Annotated in this window: 1 protein-coding gene; it reads left to right on the forward strand. The window is 27.0% G+C overall.

The genetic code is table 11. From position 1 onward, the window contains the following. A partial coding sequence (locus G6042_RS00545) for a tyrosine-type recombinase/integrase (protein ID WP_169522343.1) occupies positions 1 to 330 on the forward strand: 330 nt, incomplete at its 5' end.

Here is a 330-nt window from a genome sequence, read left to right on the forward strand (position 1 = left end):
TCTGCAAAAATATTAGATTTATTAAGGAGATATTATAAAGAATATAGTCCAAAAACTTATCTTTTTGAAGGACAAGAAAAAAACACCCAATATTCTGCTAGAAGTTTAGAGGAAGTATTAAAAAAAAGTGTTAAATTAGCTTCTATAAATAAACCTGTTACCTTGCATTGGCTTCGACATAGTTATGCTACGCATTTATTAGAAAGTGGAACCGATTTAAGATATATTCAGGAATTATTAGGACATAATAGCAGTAAAACAACTGAAATTTATACACACGTTAGTACAAAAAATATTCAGCAAATAAAAAGTCCTTTTGATGATTTATAA

It is taken from the genome of Flavobacterium solisilvae (assembly GCF_012911605.1).
Lineage (GTDB): Bacteria > Bacteroidota > Bacteroidia > Flavobacteriales > Flavobacteriaceae > Flavobacterium > Flavobacterium solisilvae.